19 protein-coding genes are annotated in these 18,054 nt (G+C 49.0%); 4 read left to right on the top strand and 15 right to left on the bottom strand.

Going from position 1 to position 18,054, the window contains the following annotated elements; translation table 11 throughout:
• Positions 1-24: 24 nt before the first annotated feature.
• From MED92_RS09085 to murJ, 5 genes are all read right to left on the bottom strand, one after another.
• Positions 25-459, bottom strand: a complete 435-nt coding sequence (locus MED92_RS09085) for an FKBP-type peptidyl-prolyl cis-trans isomerase (protein WP_007021232.1) — start codon at positions 457-459, stop codon at positions 25-27.
• Positions 452-1,000: a signal peptidase II gene (lspA, locus tag MED92_RS09080; RefSeq protein WP_007021231.1), complete on the bottom strand. Its 549-nt coding sequence runs from the start codon at positions 998-1,000 to the stop codon at positions 452-454. The genes MED92_RS09085 and lspA overlap by 8 nt, the downstream gene beginning before the upstream one ends.
• On the bottom strand, positions 1,000-3,816 hold the full coding sequence (gene ileS, locus MED92_RS09075; RefSeq protein ID WP_007021230.1) for an isoleucine--tRNA ligase: 2,817 nt from the start codon (positions 3,814-3,816) through the stop codon (positions 1,000-1,002). The genes lspA and ileS overlap by 1 nt, the downstream gene beginning before the upstream one ends.
• Positions 3,817-3,833: 17 nt before the next feature.
• The gene (gene ribF / locus MED92_RS09070) at positions 3,834-4,766 is read right to left on the bottom strand and encodes a bifunctional riboflavin kinase/FAD synthetase (protein ID WP_007021229.1); all 933 of its coding nucleotides are present in this window, start codon (positions 4,764-4,766) and stop codon (positions 3,834-3,836) included.
• Between the two features lie 104 nt (positions 4,767-4,870).
• Entirely contained in the window at positions 4,871-6,367 is a 1,497-nt protein-coding gene (murJ, locus tag MED92_RS09065) for a murein biosynthesis integral membrane protein MurJ (RefSeq protein ID WP_040662494.1), read from the bottom strand.
• 247 nt (positions 6,368-6,614) lie between these two features.
• On the opposite strand from murJ, the gene rpsT reads away from it, so the two are divergent.
• Positions 6,615-6,881, top strand: coding sequence for a 30S ribosomal protein S20 (gene rpsT / locus MED92_RS09060; RefSeq protein WP_007021227.1), 267 nt, complete (start codon positions 6,615-6,617; stop codon positions 6,879-6,881).
• 72 nt (positions 6,882-6,953) lie between these two features.
• Here rpsT and proB read toward each other — a convergent pair whose 3' ends face one another.
• The 4 genes from proB to rplU form a co-directional block, all read right to left on the bottom strand.
• Positions 6,954-8,078: a glutamate 5-kinase gene (gene proB, locus MED92_RS09055; protein WP_007021226.1), complete on the bottom strand. Its 1,125-nt coding sequence runs from the start codon at positions 8,076-8,078 to the stop codon at positions 6,954-6,956.
• A gap of 43 nt (positions 8,079-8,121) precedes the next feature.
• Complete coding sequence (cgtA, locus tag MED92_RS09050; protein WP_007021225.1) at positions 8,122-9,321, bottom strand: Obg family GTPase CgtA; 1,200 nt, start codon at positions 9,319-9,321, stop codon at positions 8,122-8,124.
• A 235-nt stretch (positions 9,322-9,556) separates the two neighbouring features.
• Entirely contained in the window at positions 9,557-9,814 is a 258-nt protein-coding gene (gene rpmA / locus MED92_RS09045; RefSeq protein ID WP_007021224.1) for a 50S ribosomal protein L27, read from the bottom strand.
• A 27-nt stretch (positions 9,815-9,841) separates the two neighbouring features.
• The gene (rplU, locus tag MED92_RS09040) at positions 9,842-10,153 is read right to left on the bottom strand and encodes a 50S ribosomal protein L21 (RefSeq protein ID WP_007021223.1); all 312 of its coding nucleotides are present in this window, start codon (positions 10,151-10,153) and stop codon (positions 9,842-9,844) included.
• Between the two features lie 244 nt (positions 10,154-10,397).
• Here rplU and ispB point away from each other — a divergent pair, with 244 nt between their 5' ends.
• Positions 10,398-11,366, top strand: a complete 969-nt coding sequence (gene ispB / locus MED92_RS09035) for an octaprenyl diphosphate synthase (RefSeq protein WP_007021222.1) — start codon at positions 10,398-10,400, stop codon at positions 11,364-11,366.
• A gap of 59 nt (positions 11,367-11,425) precedes the next feature.
• Here ispB and MED92_RS09030 read toward each other — a convergent pair whose 3' ends face one another.
• Complete coding sequence (locus MED92_RS09030; RefSeq protein WP_007021221.1) at positions 11,426-12,043, bottom strand: thiopurine S-methyltransferase; 618 nt, start codon at positions 12,041-12,043, stop codon at positions 11,426-11,428.
• Between the two features lie 129 nt (positions 12,044-12,172).
• Between MED92_RS09030 and fabA the strand changes: the two genes are divergently transcribed.
• On the top strand, positions 12,173-12,688 hold the full coding sequence (fabA, locus tag MED92_RS09025) for a 3-hydroxyacyl-[acyl-carrier-protein] dehydratase FabA (protein WP_007021220.1): 516 nt from the start codon (positions 12,173-12,175) through the stop codon (positions 12,686-12,688).
• 142 nt (positions 12,689-12,830) lie between these two features.
• Positions 12,831-14,048 (top strand): beta-ketoacyl-ACP synthase I, encoded by a 1,218-nt coding sequence (gene fabB, locus MED92_RS09020; RefSeq protein WP_007021219.1) that lies wholly within the window; start codon positions 12,831-12,833, stop codon positions 14,046-14,048.
• Between the two features lie 82 nt (positions 14,049-14,130).
• Here fabB and MED92_RS09015 read toward each other — a convergent pair whose 3' ends face one another.
• The 5 genes from MED92_RS09015 to MED92_RS08995 form a co-directional block, all read right to left on the bottom strand.
• Positions 14,131-14,868 carry a lysophospholipid acyltransferase family protein gene (locus MED92_RS09015; protein WP_007021218.1) on the bottom strand — a complete coding sequence of 246 codons (738 nt, stop codon included), beginning with the start codon at positions 14,866-14,868 and terminating at the stop codon, positions 14,131-14,133.
• 2 nt (positions 14,869-14,870) lie between these two features.
• Positions 14,871-15,122, bottom strand: a complete 252-nt coding sequence (gene moaD, locus MED92_RS09010) for a molybdopterin converting factor subunit 1 (protein WP_007021217.1) — start codon at positions 15,120-15,122, stop codon at positions 14,871-14,873.
• Position 15,123: 1 nt separating this feature from the next.
• Positions 15,124-15,603 carry a cyclic pyranopterin monophosphate synthase MoaC gene (gene moaC / locus MED92_RS09005; RefSeq protein WP_007021216.1) on the bottom strand — a complete coding sequence of 160 codons (480 nt, stop codon included), beginning with the start codon at positions 15,601-15,603 and terminating at the stop codon, positions 15,124-15,126.
• On the bottom strand, positions 15,600-16,715 hold the full coding sequence (locus MED92_RS09000; RefSeq protein WP_007021215.1) for a 1-acyl-sn-glycerol-3-phosphate acyltransferase: 1,116 nt from the start codon (positions 16,713-16,715) through the stop codon (positions 15,600-15,602). Before MED92_RS09000 ends, moaC begins: the two co-directional genes overlap by 4 nt.
• 121 nt (positions 16,716-16,836) lie before the next feature.
• On the bottom strand, positions 16,837-18,051 hold the full coding sequence (locus MED92_RS08995) for a molybdopterin molybdotransferase MoeA (protein ID WP_007021214.1): 1,215 nt from the start codon (positions 18,049-18,051) through the stop codon (positions 16,837-16,839).
• Positions 18,052-18,054: the final 3 nt, after the last annotated feature.

Raw genomic sequence — 18,054 nt, 5'->3', positions numbered from 1 at the left:
TCCGGGTTGTCTGTTAACTTGGCCTTAAGCGTCTACCACTTTGAGGATCTCCACCTCAAAATCCAGCTTTTTCCCTGCTAACGGATGATTAAAATCAACGCTAACCATCTTATCATCAAATTCTGCGATTACCCCGGGCAACTCACCATTACCAGGATCTGAGAATGAGATAACTAAACCTTGCTCTAACTCCATACCATCAAATTGTGAGCGTGGTAGGTTCTGAATATTACTAGGATTCGGCATACCGAAGCCATTTTCAGGTAGAATTTTAAGGGTCTGCTTTGCGCCCTCTTCCAAGCCAAACAGCGCCTGCTCAAACCCTTCCAAAAGATTACCGTCACCTACTGTAAAAGTTGCAGGCTCTGCGGAAAAGTTTGAATCGATAATCTGACCATCTTCCAGCTTGATCGCGAAATGAAGTGTTACCGATTTACCAGGGCCTATCAACTTACTCATTTTCTATTTTCTCTTCTGTTATGACGTCTGAAGCTTTGCGTTTCCCTTCAAGAAACAGCATATCCAGTATTAACACGACCGCACCGATCGTGATCGCAGTGTCGGCAATATTAAATGCCGGAAAGAAATAGTTCTCATAATGGACGGAGATAAAATCGACAACATAACCATGCACTGCGCGGTCATAAAGATTGCCTATAGCACCACCCAGAATCGATGCCAACGCAATACCCAGCCACCAGAGTTTTCGTGGGGAGCGCGCCAACCAGATAATCAGCGCAACACTCACAGCCACAGCGATCCCGACAAAGAACCAACGCTGCCAACCGCCTGCTTCAGACAGAAAGCTGAAAGCCGCGCCGGTGTTGTGCAACAGAGTTAAATCAAAAAAGGGCAGAACTGGGTTAGGCTCGGCGTAACTCAGATAAGTCGATGCCAGATATTTTGTACCCAGATCCAGAACCACGATAACAGCAGCCAACCACAGCCAGATTAGGCAATTGGTTGGCTTTTGTTCTTTTTTCAACTGTTCGTCAGTCATTATGCGAAGTTACGGCTTTCGCCTTCACCCTCTACGTTTTCTACACAACGGCCACAAAGTTCTGGATTGTCAGAACTTTGACCTACATCTTCACTGAAATGCCAGCAACGCGGACATTTCTCAGCAGCGCTCTTAGCCACTTTAACCTGCAAGCCTTCCAGATCAGTCGTCTGAGCACCTTCAGCATCAGTAATCGGCGCCACAGCAGCTTTCGAAGTAATCAGCACAAAGCGTAACTCATCACCGAGCTTATTCAACAGTGCCTGCAAGTTATCATCACAGTACAAGGTTACTTCAGCTTCAAGGCTGCCACCTACATTGCCGGCATTACGTTGCTCTTCCAACTGTTTGTTCACAGCGGTTTTCACAGACATAACCTGTTCCCAGAATTGAGTATCCAGCTCGCTGCTTTCCGGTAGCTTAACCAATCCTTCGTACCAGGTATCCAGATGCACTGAAACAGAGCGATCACCTGCCAGTGTTTTCCAGATCTCATCTGCTGTAAAACTACAGATCGGTGCTATCCAGCGAACCAGACCTTCAACGATATGATAAAGCGCAGTCTGAGCTGAACGACGTGCCTGTGAATCGGTTGCAGCGGTGTACTGACGATCCTTAATGATATCCAGGTAGAAACCGCCCATATCCTGTGAACAGAAATGGGAGACTTTCTGGAATACCTGAAGGAACTCGTACTGGTTATAGTGCTCAACCAGTTCTTCTTGCAGGCGAGCAGCACGATCTACAGCCCAAGCATCCAGAGCAACCATCTCTTCTGGCTTAACCATATGTTGAGCCGGATCGAATCCACTCAGGTTTGCCAGGAAGAAACGCGCTGTATTACGGATACGACGGTAAGCATCAGCAGCACGTTTCAGGATATCGTCAGAACAGGTCATCTCGCCGCTGTAATCGGTAGACGCAACCCAAAGGCGCAGAATATCTGCACCGTACTTATTCATTACTTCCTGCGGCGCAACTACGTTACCCACAGACTTAGACATCTTACGACCCTGGCCATCTACGGTGAAGCCGTGTGTCAGCACCTGCTTGTAAGGCGCGCAACCTTTGATTGCGATACCTGTTTTCAGAGAAGACTGGAACCAACCACGATGCTGGTCAGAACCTTCCAGATACATATCGGCCGGGAATTCCAGGTTGTCACGCTGATCAATTACTGAGTAGTGAGTCACACCAGAATCGAACCAAACGTCCAGCGTATCGGTCACTTTCTCGTACTGATCCGCTTCATCACCCAACAGCTCCTTAGCATCCAGATCAAACCACGCATCCATGCCTACCTTTTCAACTTCCAAAGCGACCTTCTCGATCAGCTCAGGCGTATTCGGGTGTAATTGCTGAGTTTCTTTATGGATAAACAGGGCAATCGGCACACCCCAGGTACGCTGACGGGAAACACACCAGTCTGGGCTCTGCTCAACCATCGCTTCGATACGGTTCTGGCCCCAACCTGGGAACCATTCCACACCTTTGATCGCTTCCAGAGCACCTTTTTTCAGACCTTTCTCTTCCATGCTCACGAACCACTGAGGCGTCGCACGGTAGATCAGCGGTGTTTTAGTACGCCAGCAATGCGGGTAGCTATGCTGGAATTTATGCTCCAGCACCAGCTTGTTATTCTCGGTCAGCAGTGCGACAACTTTATCGTCCACCTTGTAAACATGCTCGCCGGCAAATACGCCAGCACCTTCACCTAGCACACCGGAAGCATTCACCAGGTTCATTGTGCCGATACCGTATTTACGGCCGACCTCAAAGTCTTCTACACCATGGTCAGGTGCGGTGTGGACAGCACCGGTACCTGCATCCAGAGTAACATGATCGCCTAGGATCACAGGAACTGTGCGCTCATAGAACGGGTGTTGAAGCGCAACATTCTCAAGCGCCTGACCCTGGCAACGACCCACGATGCTGTACTCTTCAACGCCATAACGCTTCATCGCATCTTCAACCAGCCCTTCAGCCAAAAGGATACGTTCAGCACCCAAACCAAGGTCCAACTGCACAAGCACGTAGTCCAGCTCACCACCCAGAGACACTGCCTGGTTAGATGGCAACGTCCAAGGTGTTGTTGTCCAGATGATGACCGAAGCCTCACCTTCGCCGCTGACACCTTCGAATTTAGACAGGAAACTTTCCTGATCAACAGGGGTAAAACGGACATCGATCGCGGTAGAGGTTTTATCCTGATACTCAACTTCCGCTTCTGCCAAAGCTGAGCCACCCACAACACTCCAGTAAACCGGCTTAAAACCTTTTACCAGATGCCCATTTTCAGCAATCTTACCCAGCGCACGAATGATGTTCGCTTCGGTATCAAAGTTCATCGTCAGATAGGGATTATCCCAGTCGCCAAACACGCCTAGGCGGATAAAGTCTTTCTTCTGACCTTCAACCTGACGGGCAGCATAGTCGCGGCACTTCTGACGGAAGTCCTTATGGGAAAGCTTCACACCGGCTTTGCCGTGTTTTGTTTCTACCTTATGCTCGATAGGTAGACCATGGCAGTCCCAGCCCGGTACGTAGGGTGCATCAAAACCACTCATGGTTTTGGACTTGATAATTATATCTTTCAGAATCTTATTAACCGCGTGACCAATGTGAATATCACCATTGGCATATGGAGGGCCATCGTGCAGCGTAAACTTATTACGGCCAGCACTCACTTCACGAATTTTCTGGTACAGATCCATTTTCTGCCAATCTTTCAGCATCTGAGGCTCACGTTGAGCCAGATTGCCTCGCATTGGGAAAGCTGTTTCCGGAAGGTTCAGTGTTGCTTTGTAATCGGTCATGGTTTTTAAGTTCCGAATTAACGACTGGTACGGGAGAAATAGTCCCGCACTTCTTCAATATCTTTAAAAATCTGCTCTTTAAGCTGATCTATGCCGTCAAACTTTCGTTCCTCACGGATAAATTGCTTAAACTCGACAGTCAGTAACTGCCCATAAATATCTTTATCAAAATCAAACAGATGTGTTTCCAAAACAGGCTGCTGACCACATACCGTCGGTCTTAACCCAACATTACACACACCTTGAGCTTTCAACGTCTGCCCGGTTACTTCCACCGCATAAACACCACGCAGCGGACAAGGGAAACGGTGCATTCTCACATTTGCAGTAGGTACGCCCAACTGACGACCGAGTTTCTGGCCATGCATCACGCGTCCAGACACGGTATACGGACGACCAAGTAACGCTGCTGCAGTCGCAAGGTCATTTGCTTCAAGCACATGACGAAGTCGCGTACTACTGACCCGTTCTTCTTCACTCAGAAAGGTCTCAGTGTTCACCACCGTAAAGCCGTGACGCTCACCCGCCTGGCTTAACATCTCGTAATCACCCGAGCGGTCACAGCCAAAGCGAAAGTCATCACCCACCACGAAGTGTTCTACAGCAAGCCCTCGCAGCAGCAATTCTTCGACAAACTGCTCAGCAGTCATTGAACGTAAACGTTCATTGAAAGTCAGGCAGAGGTGCCGATCCATACCTTCCGCTTGCAGCAAACGGTACTTTTCACTAAAACGGGTCAATCGAGGCGGCGCCTTATCACCGGCAAAAAACTCGCGCGGCTGAGGCTCAAACGTGATCACAACCGAAGGCAACCCCAGCTCTTGAGCCTTAGCTTTAACCTGTGCCAGTACCTGACGATGGCCTAAATGCACGCCATCAAAATTACCGATGGTTGCCACGCAACCCCGGTGCTTTTCGCGCAGGTTATGTAATCCGCGAATCAGTTCCATCAGGTACTCTTGTTACTGCCAGAAAATCGAACGCGGCATTATAGCTCAGATAATATCCAACCTGTAGCTTTGCCGCCCTTTAAACCGGGGAATCAGAAAAAAACTTAAGCGTGTTTCAAATGACGGGGTCTTATTCCAGCCAGCACAAGAACAGCCCCGTAAACAGATACCCCTGCTACGACCAATATAGCCATCTCTGTGATACGCTGCCAAACACTCATCTCTAACCACAGTTCTGCTTGCTCCATCAGGAAAACAATACACACTGCCATTGCTATATTAGCCACCAGCATTCTGAATATCTGCACCAACCAACCTTGCGCCCAAATCAGTACACCCGACTTACGCAATCCATAAAGCAGCAACCCCGCATTAAGGAAAGCCGACATTGCTGTCGCAGCCGCCAAACCCACATGGGCGAACGGACCGATCAACAACAAATTGAAAACCATGTTGGCAACAGCCGCCTGGATGCCGATTTTCACCGGTGTTTTTGTATCCTGACGGGAGAAATAACCGGTCGCCAGTACCTTAATCAACATGAAGGCAACCAAGCCACAAGCGTAAGCCCGCAGACTCATCGCCGCCATAGCCACATCACGGTCGGTCAACGCGCCATAGTGAAACAGGGTAATCAGCATCGGCTCAGCCAATACAAATAGCGCCACCGCTGCAGGGACACCAATCAACAGCACCATCTGCATCGCCCAATTGAGGGTAGAAGAGAAATGCTCAGACGATTTTTCCGCATGCTTTCGGGAAAGGCTCGGCAAAATCACTGTCGCTATTGCGATACCAAACACACCTAAGGGCAACTCAGCCAGGCGATCTGAGTAATAGAGCCAAGAAACACTCCCGGTTTGTAGAAAAGATGCCAGCACCGTATCCAATAACAGATTAATCTGGGTAACAGACACCCCAAACAACGCAGGGATCATCAACTTCATAATCCGCTGCACTCCCGGGTCACGCCAACCCCAGGTCGGTTTTGGTAACAAATGTAGTCGAGCCAGAAACGGCAGCTGAAAAATCAACTGCACAACCCCTGCAATCATTACACCCCAAGCCAGTGCAAGTACCGGAGGATCGAACAACGGACTTAAAAAGATAGCCGAACCAATCAACGAAACATTTAACAGCACTGGAGTAAAAGCAGGTACAGCAAAGCGCTCATAGCTATTCAGCACCGCCCCGGCAAAAGCCGTTAACGAGATCAAGAGCAGGTAAGGAAAGGTAATACGCAGCATCTCAGCCGCTAGCTCAAATTTGCCCTCATCCCCAAGATAGAAACCCGGCGCGAACATCGCAGTCAACATGGGCGCAGCTACCACAGCTAATACTGTGATCGCAATCAACACACTACCCAGGGTACCTGCCACATAGTTGACTAACTGCTGAACGGCCTGCAGATCCCGCTGCGTACGATATTCGGAAAGAACCGGCACAAAAGCCTGGGAGAAAGCCCCTTCAGCGAACAAACGGCGCAGGAAATTTGGGATTTTAAATGCAACAAAAAAAGCATCGGCACTACCACTGGCACCGAAGTAGTTTGCAACCACTACATCTCGCGTCAAGCCCAGAACCCTGGACAGCATCGTCATCACGCCTACCACGGCACTCGACCTCAGCAACCCAGCAGATTTTTTCTCTTCCTTTTGCGGCTCTGACACGGACAAATTCCATCAATTTATGAATTAGACTCAAGCGAAGGCGCATTTTACTGCTTAAAGAAGAAAATTTCTGCGGTTTTATTGACAGATAGCCAACAAATATGAATAATCTCGCCTCTTATTTTCGGCGACCAATTGTACGCCGATTGATTTACTAACTAATTTAAGGAGCCGGACTGTGGCAAATTCCGCAGGATCTCGTAAACGTGCTCGCCAGGCAGAGAAGCGTCGCCAGCATAACGCTAGCCTGCGTTCCATGGTACGTACCTACATCAAAAAAGTAATCTCAGCTGTAGAAGCTGGTGATCAGGCTGTTGCACAGGAAGCTTTCAAAGCTGCACAGCCTATTCTGGACAGCTCTGTATCTAAAGGCATCTTCCACAAGAACAAGATTGCCCGCACTAAGAGCCGCCTGAGCAAGCAGATTGCTGGTATGGCTGCTTAATCGCACCCTACCCATAAAAAAACCGGCTTATGCCGGTTTTTTTATGCCTGAAATAAGCCACACTGGGAAAAATTAAGCCAACACAAGATTATCTCTGTGCACTAACTCTTCTTCACCCATAAAGCCCAATACTGACTCGATATCCCGGCTAGCCTTACCCATGATCCGCTGAGCATCCTCGACGCCATAATTCACCAGACCACGCGCTACGATTCGGCCATACTCATCACTGATAATCACCATCTCACCACGAGAGAAATCACCACTGATGCTCCGCACACCCGCAGGAAGCAAACTTTTACCACGATCACGAAGCGCTTTAACCGCCCCCTCATCAAGCACCAATGTTCCTCGCGCCTGAAGGTGCCCGGCAATCCACTGCTTACGTGCAACCATCGGCTCTTTTTCAGGCACAAGCAAGGTGCCTAGTTGCTCCGACTCACGCAGCCTCAACAACACATCATCTTCACGACCACTGGCAATCACAGTCACCGCGCCGGAACGCGCCGCCAACTTAGCAGCACGCACTTTGGTCGCCATACCACCACGACCCAGCTTTCCGCCATCCCCCGCCATCGCTTCTAGCGCTTCATCTCCAGCTCTCGCCTCAGAGATTAATATCGCGCCAGGATCATACCTCGGATCCGCCGTAAACAAGCCCTTTTGGTCAGTCAGAAGGATCAACGCATCCGCCTGCACCAAATTAGCTACCAAGGCCCCAAGCGTATCGTTATCCCCGAAACGGATCTCTTTCGTTACAACCGTATCATTCTCATTAACAACAGGGACAACACCGAGTGCCAGCAACTCTTTTAACGTCGCCTGAGCATTCAGATAGCGCTTACGGTTAGAGTGATCTTCATGGGTAAGAAGTATTTGCGCCGTATGCGTTTCATGACGACGGAAGTTCGCCTCATAAGCCTGCACCAGACCCATTTGACCTACCGCAGCTGCAGCCTGCAATTTAGACACTTCATGGGGTCGAGAATCCCAACCAAGACGCGTCATCCCTTCCGCGACAGAACCAGAAGAGACCAAAACAACCTCAAGACCCGACGCCTTAAGTGCTGCGATCTGATCAACCCAGCGACTGATCGCCTCAAGATCAAGGCCCTGACCATCATTGGTTAACAGCGCACTGCCGATCTTAATCACCCAACGCTTACTGCGCTTAAGCTTTTCCCTTCCTATAGCCACTTACCTACCCCGGCCAACAGAGCAACAAAGAGTTACTCAACAGTTATTCTCTTACCCACTCAACTTCAACATCGTAGTCATCGTCGTCAAAGTCGTCATCATCCAGATCATCTTTCTCGCGACGAGCCCGCATCTCAGTACGCATCTGCTCGATGCGTTGACGCGCTTCAGCGTCAACCTGCTCACGAACCCCCTGCTCGCGCTCAAGAATCGAAGGATCTTCCTCTATCGCATCAAGGCGCTGATCAAGGAATGCCTGGATATCACGCATCATCTCTTCAGTACCCTGCTGACTTATCGCTGAAATCCGATAAACAGGACCATCCCAATCCAATGCGTCTAGCACAGCCTGGCAGCGCTCTTCACGCTCTTCTTCCGGAACCATATCCAGCTTGTTCAGCACCAACCAGCGCGGCTGATCAGCCAGAGTCGGGCTAAATTTTTCCAACTCATTAACGGCAACTGCTGCAGCTTCCTCTGGCGTCACTTCATCCCACGGAGCCATATCAACCAGATGCAACAGAATACGGTTACGCGCCAGATGCTTCAGGAAACGAATACCCAAGCCCGCACCTTCCGCAGCGCCTTCGATAATCCCAGGAATATCCGCAATAACAAAGCTGCGGTGTTTCTCGATACGCACAACGCCCAGATTTGGCACCAGTGTCGTGAACGGATAATTGGCCACCTTCGGCTTTGCCGCCGAAACAGCTCGAATCAGCGTCGACTTACCTGCATTTGGCAAACCCAGCAACCCCACATCCGCCAGTACTTTCAGCTCCAGCTTAACGTTACGGGTTTCACCCATAGAGCCTTTAGTTGTTTGACGCGGCGCTCGGTTAACACTGCTTTTAAAGCGCGTATTGCCTAAACCATGAAAACCGCCCTGGGCAATTTTCTCAGTCTGGCCAATCTCTGTGAGATCAACAAGAATCTCATCCGTATCAGTATCAATAACAGTCGTACCTACAGGCACCCTAAGAATGACATCCTCACCTTTAGCACCAGTACAGTTACGCCCCATACCTGACTGACCATTCTCCGCCTTGTAGTGACGGGTGAATCGGTAATCAATCAGCGTATTCAGATTTTCATCCGCCTGGAGAAACACCGAACCACCATCACCGCCGTCGCCACCATCCGGACCACCTTTGGGGATGTATTTTTCACGCCTGAAGCTCATACACCCATTACCGCCTTTACCGGCCTCAACCGTAATGACTGCTTCATCGACAAATTTCATTCTAACTCCCCAAAAGTTTGCACAGGAAATCTACTAAGGAACCTGCGGATAAGCCTAATACCCTGCAAAATATGAACACAAGAGGCATAGCAAAGTCGCATATAACTTATTCGCAGGCTCCCTAGTCCTGAGTATTTTACAAGACTCAGCGGTAGACACCCTAAAATTTTCACACTAAACCAGAAACAAAAAAGCTCCGCCTTGGCGGAGCTTTTCAGAAGCTTAAAAACTGCGCTTATGCATCAACTACAGAGATGTACTGACGCTTCTGCGGACCTTTAACTTCGAATTTAACAACGCCGTCTGCTTTAGCAAACAGAGTGTGGTCTTTACCACAACCTACGTTTGTACCTGCGTGGAACTTAGTGCCACGCTGACGAACCAGGATGTTACCAGCAATAACTGCCTGACCACCGTATCGCTTAACGCCCAATCGTTTCGATTCGGAATCGCGACCGTTCTTAGTAGAACCACCAGCCTTCTTATGAGCCATCTATTTAACTCCTAAACTAGGTTAATATTAGGCAGAGATGCCAGTAATTTTAACTTCAGTGAACCACTGACGGTGGCCCTGACGTTTCATGTGGTGCTTACGACGCTTGAACTTGATGATCTCAACTTTCTTAGCGCGGCCGTGCTGAACAACTTCAGCAGTCACTTTAGCACCATCAACAACAGGCTCGCCGATTTTGATGTCGTCGCCGTTGCCAACTAGCAGAACACGGTCAAACTCAACGTTTGCGCCCGCTTCAGCCTGCAGTTTTTCCAGTTTAAGGGTTTCACCTTCCTGGACACGGTACTGTTTACCACCGCTTACGATTACTGCGTACATTTTAATCTCCGTTATTTGCCCACCCAGCTACTAGAAAAAGGCCTACTTCTAATGGTTTCACCATATGGTAGGGAGCCATTATTGGATGGGTCAGGGCGCGCGATTATATAGCAATCCCTGATACAGCACAACTTTTAATCTATTTCGCCCTTATAGATTCTGTACATTTCTTGACAGCCAAGAGCCCGCCCCCTAGCATTCGCTATCACTTTTTTTTAAATTTGTAGAAGCAGCTACCAGAATTATGCAGCCACACCAACTCAACCCTGCAATTGAGCCGCAGTTTGAAGCCGTAAACGATTACATCATCAATCACCTTGGTTCCAACGTGCCTCTGGTTGAGAAGATTGGCCACTACATAGTTGAAAGTGGCGGCAAACGACTGCGCCCCCTTTTAGTACTGCTTGCAGCAAATGCCGCGGGCTATAAAGGCGACAAGCATGTCCCCCTCGCAGCCATTATCGAATTCATTCATACAGCCACGCTACTTCATGACGATGTTGTGGATAACTCTGATCTACGCCGAGGCAAAGATACCGCCAATGCTAAATGGGGTAATGCCCCCAGCGTACTGGTAGGAGACTTTCTGTACTCCCGCGCTTTTCAGATTATGGTTGAGATCGGCTCCATGCAGATCATGGAAGTGATTTCCAATGCCACTAACGTGATCGCCGAAGGCGAAGTACTGCAACTGCTGAACACCAAAAACCCAGACACGACTGAAGAAGCCTATATGCAGGTAATTCTGGGTAAAACAGCCATGTTATTTGAAGCGGCTACCGAAGCAGGTGCAATTCTGGCCGATGCCACAGCCGAAGAACGCGAAGGCCTCCGCTTATACGGGCTTCATCTGGGCACCGCTTTCCAGTTAATTGATGACGTAATGGATTACCTTTCTACCGCTGAAGAGATGGGTAAAAATGTCGGCGATGACCTGGCAGAAGGTAAAGCAACCCTGCCACTGATTCACGCCATGCGCGCAGGTAATGAGGAACAACGTTTACTGGTTCGTCAGGCGATTCGCAAGGGCGGGCTAGATGACCTTCAGCCTATTATGGACATCGTAAAAGAGACCGGCGCAATCGAATACACTCAACAGAAAGCACAGGAAGAGGCGGACAAAGCTATCGCAGCCCTCAGCGCACTGAGCGACAGCTCTTTCAAAGAGACCCTGGTACAACTGGCAAACATGGCAGTAAAACGTAAGAGCTAGCCCATAACGCCTTCATACCTCCCGCACAGCTATACTGTGCGGGAGTGCTCAGCACATCCTTAGCCTTTATCTACCAACAACCAGCACACCTCTGTACGATCACCTTCCATCGACTCCTGCAGCCGAGTCAGTTTAAATCGTCCACCATAAAGTGACTCTAATTCTTGCCCAGGGACACTAAAGGGAGGACCCGAATCCCCCTCAAATTCCAGTGTAATTAACAACATTTTGACTCCCTCAGGCAGAACCTTACACATTTTCTGCGCATATTGCTGGCGCATTTCAGGAGGCAGCGCAATTAAAGCAGCACGGTCATAAACGGCAGCCATCCCCTCGAGGTGATCGGGCCTAAGCGCAAAAAAGTCACCGGTCATCAACAGCAACTTATCCACCGAGCGAATCTCATAACCAAAAGCACTGACCCGCTCTGGCAAGAGATTATTTTCTTTGAAAAAAGCGTCACTGGCAGCATCACTTAATTCGTTACCCACCACCTGATAGCCCTGCTCCCTCAACCAGAGAAGGTCTTTACTTTTGCCACATAAAGGAACAAAAACACGAGACCCTTCTGCTAAATCCAGACTCTGCCAGTTAGAAAGTAGCAAAGAATTAATCTCGCTTTGATGAAATCCAATCCGCCCTTCGGACCAGCGCTGATGCCAAAAATCGTGTTCCATAAGCCCAAATAAACCTTAAGTCGTAAACTTTTTACCCAATAAATATGACTCAGATCGTGCTTAGCGACGCTCAAGTCTGTATAATTGCGCGATATTTTGACTTATAAAAACCCGGATATACAGAAGCTAATGACAAGACCTTCCTCTTTTAATCGCGATGAGCTGCTGTCTTGCGGCCACGGCGAAATGTTTGGACCAGGCAATGCACGCCTGCCAATTGGCAATATGTTGATGATGGACCGCATCCTGAAAATCACTGAAGACGGTGGTGAATTCGGTAAAGGCGAAATCGTTGCTGAGCTGGATATCAACCCTGATCTGTGGTTCTTTGCATGCCACTTTGAAGAAGATCCTGTGATGCCTGGCTGCCTGGGTTTGGATGCTATGTGGCAGCTGGTTGGCTTCTACCTGGGTTGGAAAGGCAACCCTGGTCGCGGTCGTGCACTGGGCTCTGGTGAAGTTAAATTCTTCGGCCAGGTACTGCCTAACGCCAAGAAAGTTACTTACAAGATCCAGCTGAAGCGTGTTATCGAACGTAAGCTGGTTATGGGCATCGCTGATGGCAGCATGTCCGTTGACGGTCGTGAGATCTACACCGCTAAAGACCTGCGCGTAGGCCTGTTCACATCGACTGACAATTTCTGATCCTGATTGGATTTGTAATTCTAAGGCTCTGATTTCAGAGCCTTTCTTCTATTTTCCGATGAGTTTTTTACGAATCAGGTGGCAAAATGCTACTGATTCACGGAAAATAAGCACCTCAAATTAGAAAAAGAGAGAGAAGCACATGCGTCGCGTTGTTGTTACTGGTATGGGGATCGTTTCTTGTCTGGGTACAGATAAAGAAGCTGTTCTGGAATCACTGCAGCAGGGTCGTTCTGGAATCAAATTCCAGGAAGATTACAAAGAGCGCGGTTTCCGTAGCCAGGTAGCCGGCAGCATCGATATCGATTTCTCTGAGAAGATCGATCGTAAACTGTTACGTTTCATGGGTGATGCAGCAGCATACACTTACATCGCAATGCAGGAAGCGATCGCTGACTCCGGCCTGGGCGAAGACCAGGTTTCCAATGAGCGCACTGGCCTGATCGTAGGCTCCGGTGGTGCATCTGCAGATAACATTGTTGAAACAGCAGACATCACTCGTGAAAAAGGCGTTAAGCGCGTTGGTCCTTACCGTGTAACCCGCACAATGGGTTCCACTGTATCTGCTTGCCTTGCAACACCTTTCAAGATTAAAGGCGTTAACTACTCCATTACTTCTGCTTGCGCGACCAGCGCACACTGTATTGGCAATGCAGCTGAACAGATTCAGCTAGGCAAACAGGACGTAGTTTTTGCCGGTGGTGGTGAAGAGCTACACTGGGTACAGACTGCAATGTTCGATGCAATGGGCGCGCTGTCCAGCAAGTACAACGAAACACCTGAGAAAGCGTCTCGCGCATACGATGCAAACCGTGATGGTTTCGTTATCTCTGGCGGTGCAGGCATTCTGGTTATCGAAGAGTACGAACACGCTAAAGCACGTGGCGCTAAGATCTACGCTGAGCTGGTTGGCTACGGCGCAACATCTGACGGTTACGACATGGTTGCTCCTTCAGGCGAAGGCGCTGCACGCTGCATGAAGCAAGCAATGGCGACTGTTGATGGCAAGATCGATTATATCAACGCGCACGGTACCTCTACACCAGCAGGTGATATGCAGGAACTGAAAGCGATGAAAGAAGCGTTTGGCGATGACATGCCTACCGTTACTTCTACTAAATCCCTGTCTGGCCACTCTCTGGGTGCTGCAGGCGTACAGGAAGCGGTTTACTCACTGCTAATGCAGGAAAACAACTTCATTGCTGCTTCTGCAAACATCGATGAACTGGATGCAGACGCTGAAGGTATGCCGATTGCTGTCGAGAAGCAGGACAATGTAGACCTGAAACGTGTTATGTCTAACAGCTTTGGCTTCGGCGGCACTAACTGCACACTGGTATTCGAAAAGCTGGATAGCTAATCAGCCCACCTTTTCGAGACATAAAAAAACCGCCTGATGGCGGTTTTTTTTATGTCTCATACTGAGCAAAGTCAGAAACGCTTCAAGCGATTTCCAATGACTTCATATGCTCCTCAAGCCATGCCACCATATCCGCATGAATCTCATCAACAGTTCGCCCTTCAACCGGTATAGGCTCACCCACATGCACCTGAACGGTACCCGGAAACTTCGCAAAGCTTTTGCCTGGCCAATAGACACCTGCATCATGAATCATAGGCACAACAGGTACCCCTGCACTTAGCGCAAGCATTGCACCACCTTTATTGAATTTCCCCATCTTACCCACTGGCACCCGGGTGCCCTGAGGAAAGATAATCACTGGAATATCATCTTCCAGTCTTTTCTTACCTTCTGTCAGCAACTGCTTCAATGCACCACGACGCTGGCTACGATCAATTGCAATAGGGTCCAACAACCCAAGCGCCCAGCCAAAAAACGGAATCTTCAGGAGTTCTTTCTTTAACACAGTCACCTGCGGACGCACTAGAGTCTGCAAGAATAAGGTTTCCCATTCACTCTGATGGTTTGCCACTACAACGTAAGCGCCCTCTTTGGGAAGGTTCTCACGGCCCTGAATGTTAACACCCACACCACAGCAAACTTTTAGCCAGAAAATATAGAAGTAGTTAATCTGGGTAACCATCGCAAAGCGCTGACGAAAATTCAGCATCGGTGAAGCGATCAGACAAAGAGATGCATAGACAATAGTCAGCGGATAAAAGCCCAGATAATACAAACCTGCACGTAAGTAGCTGAATAAACTCGCTTTTTTCGCCACGATTAACCCCCTGTTACCGGAGGGAAGAAAGCAACTTCATCAGCATCGGATACCATAGCTTCCTGATCAGACATCTCTTGATTGATAGCAACCATCACCTGACTATCATTAAAAACTGTCTTCCAGGTCTCACCATGCTGCTCAACTAGTCTATCCACTAAACCGCTTACAGAGATATCCGCATCTAGTTGAACCGTTTCTTCAGCCAGCCCCAGACGCTCTCGCAAACTGGCAAAGTAAACTACTTTAGCCATCTTAACTCTCCACCTTCCAATGTCCGCTTTTACCGCCTTTCTTTTCAAGCAGTTTAACCGAACGGATAACCATCCCTTTATCCACCGCTTTACACATATCGTAGATCGTCAGGCCAGCAACAGAAGCCGCAGTAAGCGCCTCCATCTCTACACCGGTCTGCCCCGAAAGCTTACAGGTAGCAGTAATCTCGACCACATTGCGCTCAACATTGGGAATCAGATCAACCGCTACCTTACTCAACATCAACGGATGACAGAGTGGAATCAGATCACTGGTTCGCTTCGCAGCCTGGATACCCGCTATACGGGCTACGGCCAGAACATCACCCTTTTTATGACCACCTTCGGTAATTAGTTTTAACGTTTCAGGCAGCATCTCAACTTCTGAATAGGCAACAGCCTCACGAAAAGTAACCTGCTTCTCAGAAACATCAACCATACTGGCATTGCCCTGATCATCCAGATGAGTAAGGCGACTCATGATGACTCCTCAATTTTCTTCTGATTATTCACAGGGTTAGCATACATCTGACGGAGTATATCTTTAGCCCCATTCGCCACTGATTCAAAGCGCGATTCCAGACCTTCACGCTGCTCAGCAGTTACCTCTGCACCCTGATCAGCCGCCAACAGATTGGACGGGTGCAGGTAATAGCTGGAAATAATCTGGCGATCAATCTCTTCTGCCAAAGCTTCCGGGGTATCAAAATCCTGCTCAATAGGGTCACCAAAGGCGATATGAACATGGCCTTTATTCCCCGTAATTCCCTTCACAATGCTTGAAATATCTTCAAACTGGGATTTCTCATAAGCACCCTCGGTTTCTTTAGCGTAAAGTTCATTCGCCTTCAGGTAATCGCAGGGGTCATATTCATAAGAGATAGAAACAGGCACGATGTTCAGACGCTTAGCCTGCTCAGCAAAGCTTCTGGATTTGCGGTGTGCCATATAAAGCATTTTCAGAATCGCCGGATCGGTCGTATCATTTCCATCTTTTGCACGCCCTTCTCGCTGTGCCAACCAGATCGAATTGCCACTCTGAATACTGTGATCTATATAGGAAGACAGCTGAGTCAGCGCTTTCATCATTTCACGCCCAGAGGCTGAACGGTTAACAATGAAGCTTTTGTTCAGACGCATAATATCCGAAACGTATGGCTTACGAAGCAGGTTATCGCCGATCGCAATACGCACGGTATCCATACCGTACTGATGACGCACCCAGTTTACAAAGGCCGGGTCCATAGCGATATCACGGTGGTTAGAAACAAAAAGGTACGCTTCTTCCGGATCTAACTGATCAATACCACTGCACGTCAGTTTTGTCGTCGTACGGGCGATCATCTTCTTCATATAGTTCGCCACCAGCATCTGGAAGTCATAGACACAGTCGACTTCACCGACTTTGGCAGCCAGCGCAATACGCACAAAAGGTTTCAGCAACCAACCAATACTTCCCGCCATTTTCGGAAACTGGTAACGGGTCACCGCAGTGATGAACTCATCGTTCTGTAGAATATCGTTCAGCGTATCAGCCACTTCATCATCATGATAAGGCCTGATCTCTTTATACGGGTCCTGCTGATCTGACATGCGTTTCTCGATCCAATCTTTTTAAACAATCCGCCATTTTAACGTTTTCAGTACAAACCTGCAGGGAAAATAAGCTAAAAATCGCGAAAATTAGTAATTCCGTAACAATTTTCAGCTAGTGCTAATTCAATAGATCAGCAAACGGAATAAATGCCACGAAGTCTCCAGGGGATACCATCGTCTCAGGGGGGATAACAGCAATACCATCCGCCCAACTGGCGGAGGCCAGAACACCAGAGCTTTGGTTGGAAAAAGGCACCAGCCGATTATCCTCGACCTTTACCCGAAGATACTCCTGACGTTGAATAGCCCGCTTTCGCGTAAAACCTGCCGGTATGTTGAGCTGTAATGGCGCAGCATAAGTAGCGCCCTGTAGCTGCTGAAGGCAAGGTTTAGCCAACAGACAAAAAGTGACCAATGTGGAGGTAGGGTTACCGGGCAAGCCAATAAAGGGGGTCCCCTGCACATGCCCATAGGCCACCGGCTTACCCGGTTTAATACGGATCTTCCACATATCGAGCTGCCCCAGCTCCTCTACGCAGCCTTTTACATGATCTTCTTCCCCGACAGATACACCGCCAGTGCTGATGATCGCATCGGCTGAAGCGGAGGCTTTGCGAAGTGCATCGAGCGTTGCCTCACGGGTATCCGCGACACAACCCAGATCAACCACTTCCATATCCAACGCCTGCAGCAACCCAGTGAGAATATAGCGATTGGAATTATAAATCTGACCAGGCCCCAGAGCTTCACCCGGCTCCATCAGCTCATCACCCGTAGATAAAATCGCCACTTTTAGCTTTCGATAAACCTCTACCTGCGCAAGCCCCACCGAAGCAAGCAAGCCCAGCTCGGCAGGCCTGAGTTTAACACCGGCGGAAAGCACCGCATCGCCGACATGTATATCCTGGCCTTTTCGACGTATATTCTCAGCATCAGAAGGGCACTGAGTAAAAACAGCAAACTCGCCATCAGCCTTAACGTTTTCCTGCATCACTACCGAATTCGCCCCAGCCGGAATCTCAGCTCCCGTAAAGATACGCGCACAAGTTCCTGGCTTAAGCGGCTGCGGCGGGGTGCCGGCTGGTATTCTCTGACTAACCGGTAGGCGCGTCTCGCCCTGAATATCAGCTAGATTGACCGCATACCCGTCCATGCTGCTGTTATCCGCAGGCGGAACAGAAACACTGGCAATAGGCGACTCAGCCAATACACGTCCGGCAGCTTCAGCTAATAAAACTTGCTCAGTAGCTACCTGACAGCTGGCACTGTCCAATAAGCGCTGAAGCGCCTCCTCAAAGGGAATAAGTCCGGACTGAGTATCACAACTGATCATTGA

It is taken from the genome of Neptuniibacter caesariensis, assembly GCF_000153345.1.
GTDB lineage: Bacteria > Pseudomonadota > Gammaproteobacteria > Pseudomonadales > Balneatricaceae > Neptuniibacter > Neptuniibacter caesariensis.
Note: the sequence above shows the minus strand (reverse complement) of the source record. Positions and strands in the feature narration are given on the sequence as shown.